15 protein-coding genes are annotated in these 18,553 nt (G+C 75.0%); 8 read left to right on the top strand and 7 right to left on the bottom strand.

All coding sequences use genetic code 11. From position 1 onward, the window contains the following. Positions 1–303: 303 nt before the first annotated feature. The 3 genes from prcB to HB370_RS36015 all read right to left on the bottom strand — a co-directional run bounded on the left by prcB (position 304) and on the right by HB370_RS36015 (position 3,636). Positions 304–1,161, bottom strand: coding sequence for a proteasome subunit beta (gene prcB, locus HB370_RS36025; protein ID WP_030779820.1), 858 nt, complete (start codon positions 1,159–1,161; stop codon positions 304–306). Between the two features lie 70 nt (positions 1,162–1,231). Next, on the bottom strand, positions 1,232–2,179 hold the full coding sequence (locus tag HB370_RS36020; protein ID WP_030779823.1) for a lysylphosphatidylglycerol synthase domain-containing protein: 948 nt from the start codon (positions 2,177–2,179) through the stop codon (positions 1,232–1,234). Then, complete coding sequence (locus HB370_RS36015) at positions 2,176–3,636, bottom strand: hypothetical protein (RefSeq protein WP_030779827.1); 1,461 nt, start codon at positions 3,634–3,636, stop codon at positions 2,176–2,178. Before HB370_RS36015 ends, HB370_RS36020 begins: the two co-directional genes overlap by 4 nt. Before the next feature lie 168 nt (positions 3,637–3,804). Between HB370_RS36015 and HB370_RS36010 the strand changes: the two genes are divergently transcribed. Next, positions 3,805–4,191: a BlaI/MecI/CopY family transcriptional regulator gene (locus HB370_RS36010; RefSeq protein ID WP_030779829.1), complete on the top strand. Its 387-nt coding sequence runs from the start codon at positions 3,805–3,807 to the stop codon at positions 4,189–4,191. 91 nt (positions 4,192–4,282) lie between these two features. Here HB370_RS36010 and HB370_RS36005 read toward each other — a convergent pair whose 3' ends face one another. Continuing rightward, on the bottom strand, positions 4,283–6,646 hold the full coding sequence (locus HB370_RS36005) for a glycosyl hydrolase family 65 protein (protein WP_030779832.1): 2,364 nt from the start codon (positions 6,644–6,646) through the stop codon (positions 4,283–4,285). Beyond that, entirely contained in the window at positions 6,643–7,383 is a 741-nt protein-coding gene (locus tag HB370_RS36000; RefSeq protein ID WP_030779835.1) for a beta-phosphoglucomutase family hydrolase, read from the bottom strand. Before HB370_RS36000 ends, HB370_RS36005 begins: the two co-directional genes overlap by 4 nt. Before the next feature lie 91 nt (positions 7,384–7,474). Between HB370_RS36000 and HB370_RS35995 the strand changes: the two genes are divergently transcribed. The 4 genes from HB370_RS35995 (at position 7,475) to HB370_RS35980 (ending at position 12,757) form a co-directional block, all read left to right on the top strand. Beyond that, positions 7,475–8,140 carry a nucleoside/nucleotide kinase family protein gene (locus HB370_RS35995; protein WP_030779839.1) on the top strand — a complete coding sequence of 222 codons (666 nt, stop codon included), beginning with the start codon at positions 7,475–7,477 and terminating at the stop codon, positions 8,138–8,140. Between the two features lie 278 nt (positions 8,141–8,418). Continuing rightward, positions 8,419–9,336 carry a MurR/RpiR family transcriptional regulator gene (locus HB370_RS35990; protein WP_030779842.1) on the top strand — a complete coding sequence of 306 codons (918 nt, stop codon included), beginning with the start codon at positions 8,419–8,421 and terminating at the stop codon, positions 9,334–9,336. Positions 9,337–9,835: 499 nt separating this feature from the next. Then, a complete protein-coding gene (locus HB370_RS35985; RefSeq protein WP_030779845.1) occupies positions 9,836–10,216 on the top strand; it encodes a hypothetical protein in 381 nt (126 codons plus the stop codon). Positions 10,217–10,309: 93 nt separating this feature from the next. Beyond that, positions 10,310–12,757 (top strand): SpoIIE family protein phosphatase, encoded by a 2,448-nt coding sequence (locus HB370_RS35980; protein ID WP_208974473.1) that lies wholly within the window; start codon positions 10,310–10,312, stop codon positions 12,755–12,757. An 8-nt stretch (positions 12,758–12,765) separates the two neighbouring features. Here HB370_RS35980 and HB370_RS35975 read toward each other — a convergent pair whose 3' ends face one another. After that, positions 12,766–13,203 carry a flavin reductase family protein gene (locus HB370_RS35975; RefSeq protein WP_244406073.1) on the bottom strand — a complete coding sequence of 146 codons (438 nt, stop codon included), beginning with the start codon at positions 13,201–13,203 and terminating at the stop codon, positions 12,766–12,768. A gap of 285 nt (positions 13,204–13,488) precedes the next feature. Here HB370_RS35975 and HB370_RS35970 point away from each other — a divergent pair, with 285 nt between their 5' ends. Further along, positions 13,489–15,903 (top strand): polysaccharide lyase 8 family protein, encoded by a 2,415-nt coding sequence (locus HB370_RS35970; RefSeq protein ID WP_030779854.1) that lies wholly within the window; start codon positions 13,489–13,491, stop codon positions 15,901–15,903. Here HB370_RS35970 and HB370_RS35965 read toward each other — a convergent pair. Then, complete coding sequence (locus HB370_RS35965) at positions 15,884–16,732, bottom strand: hypothetical protein (protein ID WP_030779857.1); 849 nt, start codon at positions 16,730–16,732, stop codon at positions 15,884–15,886. The genes HB370_RS35970 and HB370_RS35965 overlap by 20 nt on opposite strands. 178 nt (positions 16,733–16,910) lie before the next feature. Between HB370_RS35965 and HB370_RS35960 the strand changes: the two genes are divergently transcribed. Both HB370_RS35960 and HB370_RS35955 read left to right on the top strand, forming a co-directional pair. Further along, positions 16,911–17,645 carry a TetR family transcriptional regulator gene (locus HB370_RS35960; protein ID WP_030779860.1) on the top strand — a complete coding sequence of 245 codons (735 nt, stop codon included), beginning with the start codon at positions 16,911–16,913 and terminating at the stop codon, positions 17,643–17,645. A gap of 173 nt (positions 17,646–17,818) precedes the next feature. Further along, positions 17,819–18,232 carry a zinc ribbon domain-containing protein gene (locus HB370_RS35955; protein WP_030779863.1) on the top strand — a complete coding sequence of 138 codons (414 nt, stop codon included), beginning with the start codon at positions 17,819–17,821 and terminating at the stop codon, positions 18,230–18,232. Positions 18,233–18,553: the final 321 nt, after the last annotated feature.

Here is an 18,553-nt window from a genome sequence, read left to right as displayed (position 1 = left end):
GCCTTAATCCCCCTGGCCATGAGCGCGGCGGCCGCCGACGTCGCCGCCCCTGATCCGCTCCTGCCGCGTCGGGAGCCGCGGACGCGGTGCCGGGTCCGGGCGGGTGGGCCCGGGCCGAGCGGGGAGGGGGCGGAGCGGGATCAGGGGACGGCCGTCGGGGGGAGCCTTCCCCCGGGTACTGCACCTGCTCCACCCTTATGCCATTCGCCAGTACCTGCAACCCTTGTGCAGTAAAGACCGCGGCAGACCTGTCCCATGGGCAGGGAAAGCCGCGCCCGGTCGGCGGTCCCTCCCCCGCCCCGCTCAGTCCGGTGTGGCGTGCGGCCCGTCGGGGCGGGCGGCGCGCTGCCGGACCATGGCGCGGGCGAGTTCCTCCGTCTCCGGGGCGGGCAGCCGTTCGTAGCCGTCCTCGGTGATGACCGAGACGACGGGGAAGATGCGGCGGTGCAGGTCGGGTCCGCCGGTGGCCGAGTCGTCGTCCGCCGCGTCGTACAGCGCCTGGAGCGCGGCGAGGGCGGCCTCGCGGCGGGTCAGGTCCGGCCGGTACAGCTTCTTCAGGGCGCCCCGGGCGTACGGGGAGCCGCTGCCCTCGGCGTGGAAGTGCTGCTTCTCGTACAGCCCGCCGGCCGGGTCGAAAGCGAAGATCCGGCCGCGTCCGCCCTCGGGCGCGGTGAGGTCGTAGCCGACCAGCAGCGGGACGACGGCGAGCCCCCGCATCGCCTGGGCGAGGTTCTGCCGGATCATGGCCGCGAGGCGGGTCGCCTTGGCGGCGAGGGTCATGGGCACGCCCTCGACCTTCTCGAAGTGGGTCAGCTCGACCTGGTAGAGCCGCACCATGTCCAGGGCGAGGCCGACGGTGCCGGCGAACGCGACGGCCGTGTGCTCGTCGGCCGGGTGCACCTTCTCCAGGTCGCGTTGGGCGATGAGATTGCCCATGGTGGCGCGCCGGTCGCCGGCGATCAGCACGCCGTCGCGGTAGGTCAGCGCGAGCACGGTGGTGCCGTGCGGGAACCGTCCGGGCACCGCCCGGACGCCGGCCGGCAGGGCGGACGCGGTGGGCAGCAGCCCGGGGCGGTGGGCGGCCAGGAACTCGGTGAACGACGAGGTCCCCGGCGTGAAGAAGGCCTCGTCCGGCAGGCCCGCGCGGTGGTTCCCGGGCATGGCTCCCCCTCTGTCGTATGGCATGTACCCGACTCCTACCTGCCGGGGGCGCGCGGGAAACTCCCGGATGTCACAGCGCCTTGCGCCGCACCAGCACCCCGAGCACCAGCAGGCCGGGCAGCAGCGGCAGCCAGACGGTCAGCAGCCGGTAGCCGAGCACCGCGGACGCGGCGCCCGCGCCGGGGGTGCCGGCGGCGCCGAGGGCGAGGGCCAGCGCGGCGTCCAGCGAGCCCAGCCCGCCCGGGGTGGGCAGCAGGGCGGCGGCGCTGCTCGCGGCGAGGTACAGCAACGCCACCTGGAGCGGGGCGAGCGGCAGTCCGACGGCCCGGGTGACGGCGACGAGGACCAGGGCGTGCAGCGTGGCGAAGGCCAGCGAGCCGCCCCACAGGGCGGCCGCGCGGGCCGGGCGGGCGTGCAGCGCCCGGATGTCGGCCAGCACGGCGGCGAGCGCCCGCCGGCACCGCGACCACCAGGGCGTGACCAGCAGCAGGACGAGCAGCAGGGCCAGGCCCGAGGCGGCGGCGAGCGCCACCGGGGACACCCGCGGCAGGCGCAGCAGCCCGGGGCAGGCCGGGGCGAGCAGCGCGATCAGCGCCAGGCGGACGGCGGCGCCCGTGGCGGTCTTGACGGCGAGCGCGCCGGCCGCGCGCCCGGCGGGCAGCCCGCAGCGCATCAGGAAGCGCAGGTTCACCGCGCCCGCGCCGATCCCCGCGGGCAGCAGGTGGTTGGCGGCGGAGGCGGCGAACTGGGCGGCGAGCAGCCGGGGTCCGGGCAGACGCACCACGACGGCGCCCTGCTGGGCGAGCGCGGAGGCCGCCCAGGTGCCCGCGGCCGCCACCGCGCCGGTCAGCAGCCAGCCGTGGTCGGCGACCGCCAGCCGCCCGGCGCCGCTCTCCACGGCGGGCCAGTGCCGGCGGACCACGTACAGCGCGCCGAGCAGCACGGTGAGGCAGCCGGCGGCGTGCCAGTAGGCGCGCCGCCGGCCGAGGGAGGCGGTGAGACCGGCCGGCGAGGTCATGAGCCGGCGCCCGGGACGACGTAGTACAGCCGGACCGTGCCGACGGCCGTGGACGGCCAGCCGCGGGCGTAGCCGGGCGGCGCGGCTCCGGCCGGCACCAGGGCGGCGACCGGGATCCGCCGGGCGGCCCGGATGATGGCCTCCCGCGTGGTGTTGGCGTTGTGCCCGGCGGTCGCGGCCGAGGCGCAGCCGGCGGCGTACGCGACGGGGATGGCCTCGTGGCCGGTGAGCAGGCAGGGCGGTCCGACGCCCCGGCGGTGCAGTTCGGCCGCGGTACGGGCCCACGCCGCGCGCGCCCGGGTGTGGGAGCCGGCCACCCGGTGGACCAGGGTGAGCTGTGCTCCGAGGTGCACGGCGAGCGCGGCGCAGACCAGGACGCGGACCGCCACTCGCCGGGAGGCGAGCAGGCGGTCGAGGGCGTCGGCGAGCGGCACGGCGAGCAGGGCGTAGGCGGGCAGCAGGAAGCGGGGTGCCGCGTAGCCGATCAGGAACAGGTAGGGGAAGGCGGCGGTGGCCGCGCAGCCGAGGAGCAGCGCGGTGGCCGCCGGGCGCCGGGCGCGGACGGCGACGGCCGCCGCGAGCGCGGCGAGCAACGGCAGCGCGCACCACCAGAAGGTGTACACGGGGTGCGGCAGGGCCCCGGCGCACGGCCGGCACAGCGTCCGGCCGCCCAGAGAACGCAGTTGGTCCACGACGGCGAGGTGTAGGCCGAGGCCGCCCTGGATCGCCGAGCCGTCGGCCAGCCGGCGGGCCAGGCCGCCGTAGCTCGTACAGGCCTCGGCCACCCACTCGACGGCGCCGGCGGAAAGCCCGGCCGCCGGCACGAGCAGGGCCCGCCACCGGCGGCGCGCGAGGCCGGCGGCGAACAGGGGCAGGGTGACCCAGACCGCGTCCACCGGCCGCATCCACGCCATCAGCGCCGCGCCGCCCGCCAGGCCCCACAGCGCCGTCCGGCTGGTGCGGACGCGCAGGAAGCAGCCGACGGCGGCCAGGGCGCCGAGGGCGACCCAGAGGTTGGGCATGGCCTGGGGGCCGTAGAAGAGGGTCACCCACAGGGAGGCGAACAGGCCTCCGGCCAGGGCGAGGACGCGGACGGGGAACAGTCCGCGCCAGGCGCGCAGCGCCCAGAACAGGGCCAGGCCGGACAGCAGGGCGAGGTAGAGCCGCAGCAGCGCGGTGGACGACGACCAGGCCGCGACGGGTGCGACCAGCAGCGAGACGCCCCGGGCGCGGGGTGCGCTGAAGAAGGCGGCGGGGGCGTGGCGGCCGACCTGGCTGACGTACACCGTCTCGTCCCAGCCGAGGCCCAGACCGGTGCCCACGAGGAGGAGTTGGGCGAGGGTGAAGGCGGCGGCGACGGCCGCGAGCGGCCAGGCGGCGGGAGCGGTGCCGGGGGGCGTGCGAGGGGAGCGCGCGCGGCTCGCCGGGTCGAGTGTCGCGTGCACGCTGACCGTCATGACCACCCCTTACGTCCCCACAGGTCGTAGGGTCCACTCTCCCCCGCCGCCCCTCAAGTGCCGGGACGCGGGCGGCGGGAACACGGCCGGACCGGCCCGGATCACCCGGCCGTGCCCGGCGGGCAGGGCCATCCGGCCGACGGCCCTACGCGCTGTAATGTGGTGGGCATGGCCGGCGCAGGGTCCCGTGCCCGTCGGCGGCGCGGCGCGGGGGAACTGGAGAGCGAGGTACTCGCCGCCCTCTGGGCCGCCGACCGTCCGCTGACCCCGGCGGAGATCCGGCAGTCGATCGGCGGCGGGCTCGCGTACAACACGGTGCACACAGTCCTCACCCGCCTGTACGACAAGAAACTGGTGCTGCGGGACGCCGAGGGGCGGCGCGGCGCGTACCGGCCGGCCGGGAACGCGGCGGAGCTGACGGCCCGGGCGATGCGCGAGGCCCTGGACCGGGGGCCGGACCCGCTCGCCGCGCTGCGGCACTTCGTGGCGGGGCTGAGCGCGGAGGAGGAACGGGTGCTGCGGGCGTTGCTCGGCGGTGGCGGGGGCGCGCCGTAGGGGTGCGGGTCGCGTGCCGGGTGCGGCCCGTACGTGGCCGGTCGCGCAGTTCCCCGTGCCCGCACCCGGTACCCCTACGGCACTCCCCGGTTCACCGCCCCCCGCCCGTATTCGGCGCCCGGTGGCGCGGCTGGGCGGGGGCGGGCCGGTGTACCGCCGGTGGTACGGGACGGACCGCCGGCTCGTCGGTGCCGACCGTCAGCGGCTCGCCGTGGTGACACAGGGTCAGCGGCTCGCCGTCCAGCAGCTCGTACGTCACCTTGTCCGCGCCGATGTCCACGCGCAGCCGGCGTCCGCGGAAGCCGACGTGGAAGGCGAGGCGGCGCAGCCGTTCGGGCAGGCGGGGCGCGAACCGCAGCCGGTCGCCGGCACGGCGCATGCCGCCGAACCCGGCGACCAGTGCCATCCAGGTGCCGGCGAGCGAGGCGATGTGCAGCCCGTCCCGGGTGTTGTGCTCCAGGTCCGCGAGGTCCATCAGCGCGGCCTCGGCGGTGTAGGCGTAGGCGAGGTCCAGATGGCCGGTCCGGGCGGCGACGACGGCCTGGCAGCAGGCGGACAGGGAGGAGTCACGGACGGTCAGCGGCTCGTAGTAGGCGAAGTTCCGGGCGATCTGCTCCTCGTCGTGCTCCTGCTCGAACCAGTCACCGCAGGTGTACATGGCCAGCACCAGGTCGGCCTGTTTGACGACCTGTTTGCGGTAGAGGTCGAAGTAGGGGAAGTGCAGCAGCAGCGGGTACTGGTCGGGGCGGGTGGCGTCGAAGTCCCAGCGCTGGTAGCGGGTGAAGCCGGCGTGCTGTTCGTGGACGCCGAGTTCGTCGTTGTAGGGGATGTGCATGGCGTCGGCGGCGTCCCGCCAGGCCGCGCTCTCCTCCTCGTCCACGCCGAGGTGCCGGGCCCGGTCGGGGTGGCGTTCGGCCGCGTCGGCGGCGGCGCGCAGGTTCTGCCGGGCCATCAGGTTGGTGTACGTGTTGTCGTCGGCGACCGCGCTGTACTCGTCGGGGCCGGTGACGCCGTCGAGGTGGAAGACGCCGTGGGTGTCGTGGTGGCCGAGCGACCGCCACAGCCGGGCGGTCTCCACCAGCAGCTCCAGGCCGGTCTCCCGTTCGAAGTCGGTGTCGCCGGTGGCCTCGACGTACCGGGCGGCGGCGTCGGCTATGCCGGCGTTGACGTGGAAGGCGGCGGTGCCGGCCGGCCAGTAGGCGGAGCCCTCCGGGCCGGCGATGGTCCGCCAGGGGAACGCGGCCCCGGCGAGCCCGAGTTGGGCCGCCCGTTCGCGGGCCTCGTCCAGGGTGTTGTACCGCCAGCGCAGCGCCTCGGCGACGGCCTGGGGCGCGGTGTGGGTGAGCACGGGCAGCACGAACATCTCGGTGTCCCAGAAGGCGTGCCCGTCGTAGCCGGAGCCGGTCAGCCCCTTCGCCGGTATCGCGCGCTGCTCGGCGCGGGCCCCGGCCTGCAACACGTGGAACAGCGCGAACCGGACGGCCTGCTGGATCTCCTCGTCGCCCTCCACCTCCACATCGGCGCGGGCCCAGAAGTCGTCCAGGCAGGCCCGCTGCGCGGCCAGCAGCCCTGCCCAGCCGTCGTGCGCGGCGGCGGCGAGCGCGGCGTCGACCTGGTCGGCCATCGCGGGCAGCGACCGGGCGCCGGACCAGCCGTGCGCGACCAGCTTCTCCACCCGGAGCTTCTGTCCCGGCTCCAGTACGGAGGTGACGGTCAGCCGGGCCACGTCGATGCCGCTCTCGCTGCGGGTGGTGGTGCGTTCGGGTCCGGTGACGACGTGGTCCGCGGCCACGGCGACCCTGAGGCCGCTGCGCCGGGTGCGGTGCACCAGCCGCAGCCGGTTGCCGGAGGCGAAGTCGTCCTCCTGTTCCAGCGGTGACTTCAGGGCGCGGGCCGCGCGCGGGTCGCCGTCGGGCTCGGGCAGGCTCTCGTTGGCGACCAGCTCGGACTGGATCACCACCCGGCTGCGGTCGCCGACGGCCTCCACCTCGTAGGCGACGGCGGCCACCGCCCGCTGGGCCAGCGACACCAGCCGGGTGGAGCGCACCCGGACCGTGGAGCCGGCCGGGGAGGTCCATTCGCAGGTGCGCTCCAGCACGCCCCGGCGCAGGTCCAGGACGCGTTCGTGAGCGACGAGCCGGCCGTAGCGCAGGTCGAACGGCTCGTCGTCCACCAGCAGCCGGATGATCTTGCCGTTGGTGACGTTGATGACGGTCTGTCCGGACTCCGGGTAGCCGTAGCCGGCCTCCGCGTACGGCAGCGGGTGCACCTCGTGGACGCCGTTGAGGTAGCTGCCGGGCAGTCCGTGCGGCTCGCCCTCGTCGAGGTTGCCGCGCCAGCCGACGTGCCCGTTGGACAACGCGAAGACCGACTCGCTCTGGGCCAGGACGTCCAGATCGAGGGCGGTCTCCCGGACGGTCCAGGGTTCGACGGCGTACGACCGGTCGGTGATCACCGCTTGCCTCCCAGTTCGGCCAGGTCCTTGACGACGACATCGGCGCCGTGCGCGTACAGCGCGTCGGTCTGCCCCACCCGGTCCACGCCGACGACATAACCGAAGTCGCCGGCCCGGCCCGCGTCCATGCCGGCCAGCGCGTCCTCGAACACGGCCGCGCGGGACGCCTCGACGCCCAGGTCCCGGGCCGCGGCGAGGAAGGTGTCGGGGCGGGGCTTGCCCGGCAGGTGCCGCTCGGCCGCCACCACGCCGTCGATCCGTACGTCGAAGAAGCGCTCGGCGCCCACCGCGCGCAGCACGTCACGGCAGTTGGCGCTGGAGGAGACGATCGCGGTGCGCAGGCCCGCGGCGCGCACGGCCTCCAGATAGCGCAGGGTGCCCTCGTACGCCTCGACGCCGCCGGTGCGGATCTTCTCCAGCAGCAGCTCGTTCTTGCGGTTGCCGAGGCCGTGCACGGTGCGGGCGTCCGGCGGGTCGCCGGGCTCGCCCTCGGGCAGCCGGATGCCGCGCGAGGCGAGGAAGGCGCGGACGCCGTCGGCGCGGGGGCGGCCGTCCACGTACTCGTCGTAGTCGGCGTGGGCGTCGAACGGCCGCCCCCGCTCGCCGTCGTAGCCGCGCAGGAACGCGTCGAACGTCTCCTTCCAGGCCGCCGCGTGCACGACGGCCGTCCTGGTGACGACCCCGTCGAGGTCGAAGAGGCAGGCCTGGATGGTGTCGGGCAGACCGAGCTGAGTCATACCGAGGACTGTTCCCCGTCCGGGGCACTCCAGCCGGTGGCGCACACCACACGTGCCACGGACGGGTGGTGACACACTTTCCGGTGTGCCTGTGACCAGCGACCGTGTACCGCGGACCTTCGACGACCTCCTCGCCCGGGCCCGTGCCCTGCCCCGGGACGGCCGGCGCGCCCTTCTCGGCATCGCGGGCGGACCCGGCGCGGGCAAGACGACCCTCGCCGAGCGGTTGGTGGACGCCTTGAACGGCGACGGACCGCGGTGGGCCGCGCATGTGCCGATGGACGGGTTCCACCTCGCCGACGCCGAACTGGACCGGCTGGGCCGCCGGGACCGCAAGGGCGCCCCGGACACCTTCGACGCGGGCGGATACGCGGCGCTGCTGCGGCGACTGCGCGAGGAGAGCGACGAGGTGGTGTACGCGCCGGGGTTCGAGCGGGTGCTGGAGCAGCCGCTGGCGGGCGCGATCCCGGTGCCGCCCGAGGCCCGCCTGGTCGTGACCGAGGGCAACTACCTGCTGCTGACCGAGGGTTCGTGGGCGCGGGTGCGACCGTGCCTGGACGAGGTGTGGTTCTGCGAGATCGACGAGGCGGAGCGGATCCGCCGACTGGTCGCCCGGCACGAGGAGTTCGGCAAGGAGCACACGGCGGCCGTGGCCTGGGTGCTGGGCACGGACCAGCGCAACGCCGACCTGGTCGCGTCGACCAGGGAACGGGCGGACTTGGTGGTGCCGGCGGCCGCGCTGCCTTGCGGGAACTGACGCCGATTCCCTGCGGGGCCTTGCGGAAACTGGTGCCGCCGGGGTCCGGCTCCCACGTACACGTACACATACGGGGGCTGAGGTCCAGCGGCGCGCACCCAGGGGTGCCGAGGTTCCGCGCCCACCCGTCGCACGTACCCGGGGTCCGAGGCCCCGCCCCTTCCGTCCGCCGGGCGATCCTTCCGCCGTGCCGCTGGTGAGGGCCCCGCCTCGGCCCTCTGGCCGCGAGGGGCGGTGAGCTATGTTGAGTGATCGTGGCAGACAAAGGAGGCCGACCGGTGCCCTCGCCGCAGCAGGCACGCGCACAGGCGTCAGCGATCACGTCGGGCCGGACCGCCCCCGGCACCGGGGCCGCCCCGACCTCCCGGCTGCGGGAACTGTTCGACGGGCCGCGTCTGTCGCCGGGGCAGCGGCGGATCGCCCAGTACCTGATCGAGCACCTCACCGAGGCCGCCTTCCTGTCGATCACCGAGCTGGCCGACCGGGTCGGGGTCAGCCAGCCCTCCGTCACCCGCTTCGCCGCCGCCGTCGGCTTCAGCGGCTACCCCGCGCTGCGGGAGCGGCTCCAGGCGATCGCGCTGAGCAGCCTCGCGGGCGGGCCCGGCGAGGAGGACCGGGCCAATGAACTCCAGGCGGCCGTGGACGCCGAGATCACGAACCTGGAGAACCTGCGGCGCGACCTCGCCGATCCCGACCGGGTCATCCGGGTCGGCCGCGAGCTGTCCCGCTCGACCCCGCTGACCGTGCTGGGGCTGCGCATCTCGGTGTCCCTCGCCGAGTACTTCGGCTACGCCGCCCGCCGGATCCACCCGGACGTGCGGCTGGTGACCCGCGGCGGCAGCGTGGCCTACGACGCGCTGCTGCAGGCCCGGGAGGCGGGCGGCGACTGGGTGCTGGCCTTCGCGATGCCCCGGCACTCCCAGGAGACGCTGCAAGCCGTCCGGGTGGCCCGGGACGCGGGCCTGAAGGTCGCCCTGGTGACGGACCTGGCGCTGGGGCCGCTGGCCGACGAGGCCGACGTCACCTTCGCCACCGGCACCGGCTCCCGGCTGGTGTTCGACTCCTACGCCGCGCCCGGGGTGCTGGCGGCGGCGCTGCTCCAGGCCATGACGGACGCCGACCCGGAGCGCACCCAGGCCCGGCTGGAGAAGTACGAGCAGCTGTCGGAGCACCACCAGTTCTTCCTGCGGGACTGACCGGACTCCGGGACCGACCGGACTCCGGGGCTGACCGGTCTCCGGGAGTTCTTGTGGGACCGGCCTGCGGGCGAACGGCCGTTCCTGCCGCGCGCGCCGGGCAATCGTGAAGATCCTGCGGTCGTCGGCCTGCGGGACGGGGATGATTCACCGCATACAGCGCATGAATGTTTTCATACGTCTTGCAAAGCTCCCCGCATATATAAATACTGCTCCGCACGCACACCGCCCCGAGAGAGCCGACGGACCGCCCATGCGCACGCACCTCCGTACACAGCGCCGGTCCCCCGCACCCGGGGCTCCTCCACGGACACCCCCCGCCGCCGTTCCCTTCCCACGGCGGCGCCCGGGGTGTGCCGGGGCGCGCCGTCTGCGCGACGCGCCCGTGGCGGCCCCGGTCATCCCCTAGGCCGGGGCCGCCCCGTCCCCGTCGACCACCCCTCCGACGTCGGCCCCCTCCCGACGCCGCCCCCCTTCCCCAAGCCGCCCACCGGAAGCGATGATCATGCCCCTGACCAGCACGCGCATCAGCCCAGACTGGCCCTGTCAGGTCAAGACGCCGGGCAGCTACGACTGGGAGCGCTCGGCGGTCAAGTGGCTGCGCGAGCTGGTCCCCGCGCGCTACGCCGGCTACCCGGCACTCATCCGGCACCCGGTCCTGCTCGCCCGGCACGCGCAGATCCAGGTACAGCAGGAGATCCGGGTCGCCCGGACCGCCCTGCAGACGGCACGGACCGAGCTGCCGGTGCTCGGACTGCCCGAATCAGTGATCGAACACACGATCAAGCTGTACGCCGCCGAGGTACTCCAGCTCCAGCACATCGCGCGCAGCGTCCGCGCGGTCAGCGCGGCCCTGGCCACCCGTGGCACCGCCCGCTGACCCCGGCCTTCCGGACGGCTCATACGACAGTCACTGGAACCGGGGCCCTGCAGACGAGTGATCCGACCGGCACCGGTGTGCGATGCTCGACGCGTGACGAGCGAGCCTTTGCTTCCGGGCGACCCCGCCACCGGTCCGGAGCCGGCGGCACCGGCCGACGTCGTGGCCCGGCAGCGCGCCGAGCTGGAACGGCTGCGGGACCTGGCCGCCACCACGGCCCTCCTGGAGCGGGCCAAGGGCGTGCTGATGGCCGTCACCGGCTGCGCACCGGACGCCGCTCACGAGGAACTCCTCCGGCGGGCCGAGGGCGGCAACCGCTCGCTCGTGGAACAGTGCTGGCTGACCCTCGGCGCGCTGCCGCCGCCCAGGGAGCGGCCCGCCCACCCGGCGCCCCCGCCCGCGTCCGCCGGTGCCGGTGCGGGCGCCGGTGCCGTCACCGGTACCGCTGCCGGGGAGAGGGCGTCCGTGGGCACCGGGGATTCCGCGGAGGTGCTGGAAGCCCTCGGCCGGGCCCTGGTCCGGGTCGGCTCGCCGCACGAGCTGGCCGGCTGTCTGCTGGACCGCCTGGCGCCCGAGGTGGCCGCCGACGCCGTACTGCTGTACGAACAGCTGCCCGAGGACGGGCTCGCCCTGATCGGCCACGCCGGTGTCGAGGCCGCCCTCGCCGCCCAGTGGCGGCACGTCCCGCCGGTGCCCGGCCTGCCCGCGCTGGAGGCGCTGCGGTCCGGGCGGCCGCGCTGGCTGGAGCATCCCGCCGAGGACCGCGCGCGCCACCTGCTCATCGGGCCGCCGCCGGAGCGGTGGCTGACCCGGGCCTGGCTGCCCGTACCCGAGGGCGACACCGCGCGCGTCGCCCTCGGGGTGCTGCGCCGGCGCGACGCGCCGTTCACGCCGCGCGAGCGGAAGCTGCTGCGCTCCGTGGCGCGGCTGTGCGCGGGCCGGCTGCGCGCCTTCGACAGCCCGCGCGGCGCCGGGGCCGGGGACGTCTCGGGGACCGTGCAGGCGGTGTTCGACGCGCTGCCGGGCCAGGCGGTGCTGCTGACCCCGCTGCGCGCGGCCTCCGGCGAGGTGACCGACTACCGGATCGCCGCCGCCACCCCGGAGGCGACCGACGTGTTCGGCCGGACGGGCCGGGACCTGGTCGGCAGGCATCTCCTGGAGAACTACCCGGCGGTCGCGGGCGCTCCCCTGTGGCGGGGCTGTCTGCGGGCGCTGGAGACAGGGGTGCCGTACGAGAGCGAGCCGTTCGCCTACCAGGACGCGGGCGTCCCGGCGTCGGCGACCGCCACCTACACGGTCCGGGCCGCGCCGCTGGGCGAGGGTCTGGTGGTGACCTGGCTGCGGTACGACCCGGTGGACCGGCAGGAGCAGCGGCTGGCCGATGTGCAGCGGCTGGGCAACCTCGGCTGGGCGAACTGGAACCTGCTCACCGGCGAGATCGCCTGGGCCGCGCAGACCTACACCGTGCTCGGTCTGCGCGCCGACCGGCCGCCGCTGCCGCTGGAACGGCTGCCCGAGCTGGCCCAGCCGGAGGACACCCGGCCGCTGGCCCGGGCGATCACCGGCCTCGTCTCGCGCGGGCACCCCCTCGACGTGCCCTTCCGGACCGGGACGGCCACGGGCGTACGGCACCTGCGGATCGTCGCGGAGGCGGTCACGGCGCCCGACGGCACCCCGGTCGAGGTGCACGGCTTCGTCCAGGACCTGACCGCGCAGCGCAGCGCGGAGCTGGCGCTGGTGGAGAGCGAGCGCGCGATGCTGCTCCAGCGCGGCACCCTGGAGGCCGAACGCGCCCTGGCGGCCCGGCTCCAGCACGCGCTGCTGCCGCTGCCCAGCAAGCCGGTACGGCTGGCCGGGCTGCGCGTCGAGGTGGCCTATCTGCCCGCGCAGGCCGGCATCCACGTCGGCGGCGACTGGTTCAGCGCCATCGAACTGCCCGACAGCGATGCGCTGTTCGTGGTCGGTGACGTGGCGGGCCACGGCATCGACGCCGTCGCCACCATGGCCCAGCTCCGGTTCACCGCGAAGGGCATGGTCAGCACCGGCTCCTCGCTCACCGGGGCGCTGGCCCGGCTCAACCAGCTGCTGCTGCACTCCCGGGACGGCCAGATCACCGCCACCATGGTCCTGGCCCGCTACGACCCCGACCGGCACGTGCTGGCCTGGGCCCAGGCCGGGCACCCGCCGCCGCTGCTGGTGCGCGGGGGCGAGGTGCGCCTCCTCGACCGCCCCGGCGGCATGCTGCTCGGCGCGACGGCCGCCCCCGTCTACGAATCGCTGGAACTGCGGCTGGAACCCGGTGACCGGCTGCTGCTGTACACCGACGGTCTGGTCGAGCGCCCCGGCGAGGGCCTCGACGCGGGCTTCGCCCGGCTGGCCGAGGCGGTGCGGACGCACGGCCGCAGCGAGTCCGGCTCGCTGGACGCGCTGCTCGCGGCGATGCTCGCGGACGAACGGCGGGACGACGTGTGCGTGCTGGACATCCGGATGCCGCTGGAAGAGGTGCATGACGCGCCGGCGCCTCCGGTGACGGACGCCTAGCCGCCGGCTCAGGCGGGGTGGCCCGCCTCGATGGTGGCGGCGTCGGAGAGCCGCAGGAGGGGGCCCGGCCGGCCCTCGCCCCACTCGACGGGGTCGAGCACATGACCGACGTGGTCGCCGCCGTCGACGCGGTGTACGACGGTGCCGACGAACCAGGCCGCCACCTCGTCCAGCACGGCGGCGCCGGCGGGCCCCTCCCGCCAGGCGAGCCCCGCGAACTTGTCCACCTCGTCGCCGGTCCGGCCGCCGAAGCGTTCGGCCAGGTCTCGCTGGTCGCGGGTGAGCAGATGGACGGTGAGGTGCCGCGCGGCGCGGGCGACACGGTAGGTGTGGTTGGCCTTGGACAGCCACACGACGAACCGGGGCGGCCGGATGGAGCACTGCGAGGCGAAGCCCACCAGGCATCCGGCGCGCTCACCGCCCGCCACGGCGGTGACCACGCACATGTCGGGGTCCAGCCGGTCGAAGAAGCCGTCGAGATCCCCCGCGCGCGCCACCGGCCCACCGCCGGCCGGCGCGCCGTCCGCGTACTCCGTGCCGCTGTCGTCGCCCATGTGTTCCGCTCCGTCCGTCGCCGCCCGGTCCGGCTCGCTCGGCCGGCCGGGGTGTGGTTCCTGCTGGCGGTGTGCCCCGCGTTCCGTTCCCGAATCGTCGCAGGAGCCGGTGCGCGGCCGCGGCGGGCGACGCGTGTCGTCCCCGGAGACGACCGCCCTCGTGCTAAAAGCGCCATCATGACGTCTCGCTGGTCACGCCGTTCCTTCCTGGCCGCCGGTTCCGGCACCGCCGCCGCGCTGGGCCTCGGCACCGCCTGGGCGTTCACCGCGCCGGACGAGTTCCCGGCGCTCCGGGCGAGGTGGCGCACCCTGATCCTCGGCGAGGGCTTCGACCCCGCCGCCGAACCCTTCCGGTCCCGGCTCGCCGACCTGGGCGGCACGGCCGGCCGGTACCTCGCCACCATGGCCCCGGCCGCCGGCTCCCTCTGGCCCGACCTGGTGTACGCGGAGGGGGATCCGGACGGCGACCAGGACGCGTACGACCGCTCGTCCCGCCTGAACAGCAGTTACGCGCGGCTGAGCACGCTCGCGCAGGCCTACTGCCAGCCGGGCACCGGCCTGACCGGCGCCCCGCGGGTGCGCGACGCGCTCCTCACCGGGCTCGGCCACCTCCACGACGACGTCTACCACGCCGGCCGGGTGCCGTACGGCAACTGGTACAACTGGCAGATCGGCATCCCGCAGGCCCTGCTGGACCTGTGTGTGCTGCTGTACGACGCGCTGCCGGCCACGCGACGGGCGGGTTTCCTCACCGCGGTGGACCACTTCGTGCCCGACTCGGTAGTGGCGGACCACACCGGGAGCAGCACCGGCGCCAACCGGGTGGACCTGTGCCGGGTGCTGGCGCTGCGCGGGGTGGTCGGGGCGGACCCCCGCAAGGTGGCCCTCGCCCGGGACGCCCTCTCCCCCGTCTTCCGGTACGTCACCTCCGGCGACGGTCTCTACGCCGACGGCTCCTTCATCCAGCACCGGTCGGTGCCGTACACGGGCTCCTACGGCTCGGTGCTGCTCGGCGGGCTGGGCCTGCTGTTCGCGCTGCTGGCGGGGTCCGGCTGGGAGGTGACGGATCCCGGCCGGCAGCATGTGTTCGACGCGGTGGAGCGGGCCTGGGCGCCGTTCGTGTACAACGGGCTGGTCATGGACGGCGTCTCGGGCCGGGCGATCAGCCGGGGGCGCGCGGCCGGTGCCCGTCTCCAGCAGGACGACCACACGCGCGGGCACGCGGTCCTCGCCGCGATCGTGCTGCTCGGGCAGGGCGCGAGCGCGGCCGAGAACACCCGGTGGCGGGGTCTGGTGAAGGGCTGGGCGGAGCGCGACCGCACCAGCCCCCCGCTCGCCGACCCGACGCTGAGCGTGCCGCACCTGGCCCGGCTGAAGGGCGTCCAGGACGACGCGTCGGTGCCGGCGGTGCCCGAGCCGACGGGGCACCGGCTGTTCCCGTGCATGGCCCGGGCCACCCACCGCCGGCCCGGCTGGGCGGCGTCGCTGAGCATGGCCGACCGCAGGATCACCCACTACGAGACGGGCGACGGCGAGAACCTGCGCGGCTGGCACACCGGTTCCGGGATGCTGTACTGGTGGGGCGCCACGTTCGGCGGCGACCAGTACGGCGACGCCTTCTGGCCGACCGTCGATCCCTACCGGCTGCCGGGTACGACGGTCTCCCGGAAGGTGCTGGCGGACGGGGCGGGCGGCGACTGGGGCGCGGTCAAGCCGGACGTGCACTGGGTGGGCGGGGCGACCGACGGGCAGCGGGCGGCGGTCGGCCAGTACCTGAAGGGTTTCCAGTCGTCGCTGCGGGCCAAGAAGTCGTGGTTCTTCCTGGACGACGCGGTGGTGTGTCTCGGCGCGGGCATCACGTGCGGCGACGGCACCGCCGTGGAGACGACGGTGGACAACCGCAACCTCGGTGCCGCGGGCGACGCCCCGTTCACGGCGGACGGCACGGTGGGGTCCGCCGGCGCCCCGTGGTCCCGGACGCTCACCGGGGCGGGGTGGGCGCACCTCGGCGGGCACGGCGGTTATGTGTTCCCGGGCGGGGCGACGGTACGGGCGCTGCGCGAGGCCCGCGACGGCAGCTGGAGCCTGATCAACAAGGGCGGCTCGACGGCCGTCCTGACCCGTACCTATCAGACCCTGTACCTCGACCACGGCACCGACCCGGCGGACGCCGCGTACGCCTATGTGCTGCTGCCGGGCGCGACGGCGGAGGCCACCCGGGCGCGGGCGGCCGACGCCGAGTGGCTGAGCGTCCTCGCCAACACCAACCGCCAGCAGGGTGTTTCGGTGCCGTCGGCCGGGTTCACCGGGGTCAACTTCTGGTTCGGCGGCACGGCCGGCGCGCTCACCGCCAGCGATCCGTGCTGCGTGGTGGTCTGCGAGCAGGCCGACGGCACGGCGGTGATCGTGGTGAGCGACCCGATGCGCATGCGCACCGGCCTGACGGTGACCTGGCGGCGGGCGGTCGGCGCGGTGATGTCCGCGCCGGCCACCCTCGTCGCCTCGGCCACCGGGGCCGAGCTGACCCTGACGTTCGGGGATCTGTCCGGCACGGCGGGGGCCGGGCAGCAGGTCACGGTCGGGCTGGGCTGACCTCTGCGCGCGCGAACCGGCTCAGGGACGCCGTGAACGCGGCGACGAAGCCGTCCCGGTCCCGCTCCGGCAGCGCGTCCAGGGACAAGTAGGGGTTGAGGTCCTCCAGTTCGACCAGCAGCAGACCGCCGTCGGGCGCGCGGCAGGCGTCGACGCGCTGGATGCCGCAGCCGAGGGCGTTCCAGTCGATGAAGCGGCGCGCGAACTCCAGGTCGGCGGCGGTGGCCGGGTACGGCTCCAGCTCCCAGCGGCGCGCGGGATCGGGCGCGTACAGGGCGTACTGGAAGTCGTCGTCCACGAAGTAGAAGGACACCTCGTAGGCGAAGTCGACGCAGGGCTGGATGAGGACGTCGCCGGTGGCGAGCGCGCCCAGTTCCGCGGCGGGCACGATCCGCAGGCCGAGGGAGTCGGCGCCCAGCTTCGGCTTGACCACGTACCGTTCGGCGGCCGGCAGCACGGACAGGTCCGCGGCGCGGTCGACGGTCGGGATCACGGGGAACCCGGCGGCGGTCAGGTCGAGCAGGTACTGCTTGCCGGCCATGTCCGCCTTCCCGGTGAGCGGGTTGTAGACCCGGGTACCGGCGGCGAGCGCCCGGGCGCGGAAGTCGTCGTACGCCCGCTGGTGGCCGAGGACGGGCCCGCTGTTGCGCACCACGACGGCGTCGAAGCCGTCCATCAGTGCCGCCGCGTCCAGCGGGTGACACAGCGCCAGGTCGAAGTGGGCGCGCAGCCGTGAGGTCAGGTGGATGTCCTCGTCGCAGTAGCGGCGCCCGCGGGCCTGGTACGCCAGGTCGGTGACGTACAGCAGGCGGGGTCGTGCGGCGGGCATGGGAGGTCTCCTGGGGGTGCGGGGCCGGGGCCGGCGAGCATTGGGGAAAGGTTACGTCGCAGGGTGCGGGCCCTCTTCGTCCGCCCCCGGTGTCAGCAGCGCGACACTCAGTACCCTCTGCCGACACTCACGCTGCACTCAGTGCCAGGAGACCCGGATGGGTGCTACGTTCCCGTCCATGAGCTCCAGCAGTGCGGTGCCGGCCGCGAAGCCGCCGATCCGGGACGCCCTGGTGGCGGCGGCCTTCCGGCTCTTCCTCGAGCGCGGGTTCGAACAGACCACGGTGGACGACATCGTGGCCCTGGCCGGGGTCGGCCGGCGTTCGTTCTTCCGTTATTTCCCCTCCAAGGAGGACGTGGTCTTCCCCGACCACGAGGGCTGCCTGGCCGACATGACCGCCTTCCTCGCGGCGAGCGGCCCGGAGCACGAGCCGGTGCGGCGGGTGTGCGACGCGGCCCGGCTGGTGCTGCGGATGTACGCCGAGAACCCGGCCTTCTCCGTGCAGCGCTACCGCCTCACCCGCCAGGTGCCGGGGCTGCGTGCCTATGAGCTGTCGGTGGTGTGGCGCTACGAGCGGGCGCTCGCCGAGTATCTGCGCGGGCGGTTCGCGGGGCGGCCCGACGGGACGCTGCGCGCCGATGTGATCGCGGCGGCGGTGGTCGCCGCGCACAACAACGCCCTGCGCTCCTGGCTGCGGTCGGACGGCGTGGGCGACGCGGGCGCGGCCGTGGACCACGCGCTGGCGTATGTGCAGATGACGTACGCGCGGCCGGCGGACGCCCCGGCCCTCTGGAGCGGCCCGGCCGGTGCCGGGCCGGGACCGGGCGGGGACGTGGTGGTGCTGGTCTCCCGCCGGGACGCCCCGCTGTGGCGGGTGGTGCAGGAGCTGGAGACGGTCCTCGACCGCCCCTGACCGGCCCCCTGGCGCACGCGGGTCGGCTGAATTTGGGGGTACGCAGTGCCTTTACGAGTGACACTCAGTGCCATACTCTGACGGCGTGCACGGTGGCACGCCGACCGTGCGCACGTGTGCCCGGTCCGCCCCCGGGCACGCGGGTTTCCGGCCGAGCGCAGGGAGTGACCAGCGTGTACCACCACTCAGCAAGCACCTCGGGGCCGGCGGCCGGTTCCGCGACGGGTGTTCTCGACCCCGCCGCCGACTCCCGGGACGCCCTCCTCTTCCAGCGCTGCACCTGGTGCGGCACCGCGATGTACCACCGGCTGCTGTGTCCGGTGTGCCAGGGCAGTGAGCTGCGCACGGAACGCAGCGAGGGGGTCGGCACGGTCCGCCACTCCACCGTGGTGCACCGCAACACCCCTGCGGCGCGCAATGTGTCGCTGGTGGAGATGGCCGAGGGGTTCGTCGTCCGCGGCCGGGTCATGGGCCCGCCGGTCGGCATCCACAGCGGTGACCGGGTCCGGCTGTCCACCGCCAAGGACCCGGTGCGCGGTGAACCGGTCTTCCAGCTGGTGGACGAGCCGTACCGGGCCTGGACCTGACCGCCGTAGGAATGTCTCAGCGGCTGCACAGCGACGAGATCACGTCCCGTACCGCCACGGGACGTCCGGTCGCGAACCCCTGACCGACGGGAGAGCGAGGCCCCGTCGCGCGCGCGTCGTCGGTGGTGACGGCGTCGTCGAAGACATTGCGGTCGCGCACATAGCCGTCGTCGCCCTGCGGCGCGCGGGGGCGGCCGGGTTCGGCTCATGCGGAGGGCCTTTCCCCGCCGCCGGCCGTCCCGTCGCGGCCTTGGCGACGGGCCCTTCCGGTTTCGGCCGCCGGGCCCGGGGCCTATGGCGTCGGCGGCGCGGTGCGGGGGC

It is taken from the genome of Streptomyces sp. DSM 40868, from assembly GCF_011820545.1.
Classification (GTDB): domain Bacteria; phylum Actinomycetota; class Actinomycetes; order Streptomycetales; family Streptomycetaceae; genus Streptomyces; species Streptomyces eurythermus.
The sequence above is the reverse complement of the archived record's forward strand: the minus strand, read 5'-3'. Positions and strand labels throughout refer to the sequence as shown.